We start from the raw sequence: 2,122 nt of genomic DNA, 5'->3' as shown, positions 1-2,122 counted from the left end.
GGCCTCGTCGGCCGCGCAGGTGCGGATGGTGCCGCAGGCGACGACGCGGGGCTTCGCGGGGGCGGCGTCCAGCACCGCCCAGCCGGTGGCCGCGAGTCCCGGGTCGATGCCGAGGACGCGCGCCCCGCGGCCGGCCGGGGCGGGAGCGGTCACGCCACCCGCCGCACCCACCCGAACGGATCCGGCTGGCGCCCGCACTGGATGCCGGTGAGCGTGTCGTAGAGCCGCCGCGTCACCGGGCCGACGCCCCCGCCGCCGACGACGACCTCCTCGCCCTTGTAGCCGAGCACGCCGACGGGCGAGACCACCGCCGCGGTCCCCGTCCCGAAGACCTCCGTGACGCGCCCCGCGCGCACGTCGGCGAGCAGCTCGTCGATCGCCACCGTGCCCTCCTCGACCGCGCAGCCGAGCGTCGGCGCCAGCGCGAGCACCGAGTCGCGCGTCACGCCCGGCAGGAACGAGCCGGTGAGCTTCGGGGTGACCAGCCGGTCCTTCCCCGCGACGAAGAAGATGTTCATCGCGCCCACCTCCTCGACGAAGCGGCGGTGGATCGCGTCGAGCCAGAGCACCTGCTCGAAGCCCTGCTCCTTGGCCTTGCGGCCGGCGGCGAGCGAGGCGGCGTAGTTGCCGCCGGTCTTCGCCTCGCCCGTGCCGCCGGGCACGGCGCGGACGAACTGGTCCTCGACGAGGATGCGCACCGGGTTGAACCCGGCCGCGTAGTAGGCGCCCACCGGCGAGAGGATCACGTAGAAGAGGCACTCAGTCGCCGGCTTGACGCCCAGGTAGCGGTCGACGGCGATGAGCGTCGGCCGGATGTAGAGCGAGGTCCCTTCGGCCGCCGGGACCGCCTCGCGCTCCAGGCGCACGAGCTGCGCGATGCCGTCGAGGAACACCTCCTGCGGCAGCTCCGGGAGGCACAGGCGCCTGGCCGAGCGGTTGAGGCGGGCCGCGTTCATCTCGGGCCGGAAGAGCCTGACGCCCCCGTCCGCCCAGCGGTAGGCCTTGAGCCCCTCGAAGATCTCCTGGCCGTAGTGGAAGACCGCGGCCGAGGGCTCGAGCACCAGCGGCTGGTACGGCCCGATGTGCGCGTCGTGCCAGCCCGTGCCCTCCGACCAGGAGATGGAGAGCATCCTGCTCGCGAAGTACTTGCCGAAGCCGAGCTTCGCCGGGTCGCTCGGCGCGGCCGCGCGGCTGCCCTGCGGCAGCGGGTCCACCCTGATGTCCATCGCGTCTCCCCGCGGCGCCCTACGACGCCTGCTCCATGACCGATGCGTCGATGTCGAAGTTGGCCGAGACCTTCTGCACGTCGTCGTGCTCCTCGAGCGCGTCCATGAGCTTGAGCATCTGCGTCGCCTGCTTGCCCTCGAGGTGCACCGTCGTCTGGGGCACCATGCTCACCTCGGCCAGCGACACGGGGATTCCCTTGTCGTCGAGGGCCTGCTTCACCGCGTAGAAGGCGGTCGGCGAGGTCGTGATCTCGAAGGTGCCCTCCGTGAGCTTCATGTCGTCGGCGCCCGCCTCGAGCACCAGCTCCATCAGCGCGTCCTCGTTCGCCTTGTCGGCGTCGACCTCGATGACGCCCTTCTTGTCGAACATCCACGCCACGCAGCCGTTCTGGCCGAGGTTGCCGCCGTACTTGTCGAAGAGGTGCCGCACGTCACCGACGGTGCGGTTGCGGTTGTCGGTCGCCGTCTCCACCATCACCGCAACCCCGCCCGGGCCATACCCCTCGAAGCTGACCTCCTCGATCACCTGCCCGGGCAGCTCGCCGGTGCCCTTCTGGATGGCGCGCTTGATGTTGTCCGCCGGCATGTTCACGGCCTTGGCCTTCTCGAGGACCGTCCGCAGCCGCGGGTTCATGTCCGGGTCGCCGCCGCCGATGCGCGCCGCGACCGTCATCTCCTTGATGATCTTCGTGAACGCGGCGCCCCGCTTGGCATCGGTCGCCGCCTTCTTGTGCTTGATCGTCGCCCATTTACTGTGCCCGGACATGTTGCCTTCCCCCCTGTGCTCGCCTCTGCTGGTTCGTTTAACCGGCGAATCTTACAGGATTTCGCGGTCGTTGAACAGGGCGGCGCGGGCCGCGGCCGCCGAGAAGCCGCGGCGCACGAGATACGCGTAG

At 70.9% G+C, this 2,122-nt stretch carries 2 protein-coding genes; both read right to left on the bottom strand.

All coding sequences use genetic code 11. The features are described from left to right. Positions 1 to 149 precede the first annotated feature (149 nt). The gene (locus VI078_01245; protein HEY5997915.1) at positions 150 to 1,226 is read right to left on the bottom strand and encodes a branched-chain amino acid aminotransferase; all 1,077 of its coding nucleotides are present in this window, start codon (positions 1,224 to 1,226) and stop codon (positions 150 to 152) included. 19 nt (positions 1,227 to 1,245) lie between these two features. Next, positions 1,246 to 1,992 (bottom strand): YebC/PmpR family DNA-binding transcriptional regulator, encoded by a 747-nt coding sequence (locus VI078_01240; GenBank protein ID HEY5997914.1) that lies wholly within the window; start codon positions 1,990 to 1,992, stop codon positions 1,246 to 1,248. Between the last annotated feature and the right edge of the window lie 130 nt (positions 1,993 to 2,122).

The organism is bacterium (assembly GCA_036524115.1).
Taxonomy (GTDB): domain Bacteria; phylum JAUVQV01; class JAUVQV01; order JAUVQV01; family DATDCY01; genus DATDCY01.
The sequence above is the reverse complement of the archived record's forward strand: the minus strand, read 5'-3'. Positions and strand labels throughout refer to the sequence as shown.